Consider the following 908-nt stretch of genomic DNA (forward strand, 5'->3'; position numbering starts at 1 on the left):
CCCGGCCGGCGCCGTCGAAGACGAGGCTCCGCCGTCGACCGCATAGCTCACATCGGCAACGCTCAGCGTCGCCGTCTCGCCATGGTCGGGATCGCTCGCCCCGCTCAGCAGGTTCAGCGGGTAGGACGCAGCACCTTCCGCCGCCGTCGAGGTCAGCGCCGCCGCAACCACCGGCGCGTCGTTGGTGCCGGTGATCGTGATCGTCTCGGTCTGCGCCACCGTCGCACCCTGCGCGTCCTTCACATTGTAGGACACCACGATCGTCATGTGCTCGCCGACCGCCAGGCTGTTGAATGCCGGGTCGGTCGGATCAACCGTCAGCGTCGAGCCCGACAGGCTCACCCCGGCCGGCGCCGTCGAAGACGAGGCTCCGCCGTCGACCGCATAGCTCACATCGGCAACGCTCAGCGTCGCCGTCTCGCCGTGGTCGGGATCGCTCGCCCCGCTCAGCAGGTTCAGCGGATAGGACGCAGCACCTTCCGCCGCCGTCGAGGTCAGCGCCGCCGCAACCACCGGCGCGTCGTTGGTGCCGGTAATCGTGATCGTCTCGGTCTGCGCCACCGTCGCACCCTGCGCGTCCTTCACATTGTAGGACACCACGATCGTCATATGCTCGCCGACCGCCAGGCTGTTGAACGCCGGGTCGGTCGGATCAACCGTCAGCGTCGAGCCCGACAGGCTCACCCCGGCCGGCGCCGTCGAAGACGAGGCTCCGCCGTCGACCGCATAGCTCACATCGGCAACGCTCAGCGTCGCCGTCTCGCCGTGGTCGGGATCGCTCGCCCCGCTCAGCAGGTTCAGCGGATAGGACGCAGCACCTTCCGCCGCCGTCGAGGTCAGCGCCGCCGCAACCACCGGCGCGTCGTTGGTGCCGGTAATCGTGATCGTCTCGGTCTGCGCCACCGTCG

General features: G+C 69.2%; 1 protein-coding gene. It reads right to left on the bottom strand.

Annotated elements, in window-relative coordinates; translation table 11 throughout:
• Positions 1-908 (bottom strand): VCBS domain-containing protein (locus tag J6525_RS46455; protein ID WP_225649616.1); only part of this gene is annotated, 908 nt, incomplete at both ends.

The organism is Bradyrhizobium australafricanum (genome assembly GCF_020329495.1).
Classification (GTDB): Bacteria; Pseudomonadota; Alphaproteobacteria; order Rhizobiales; family Xanthobacteraceae; genus Bradyrhizobium; species Bradyrhizobium australafricanum.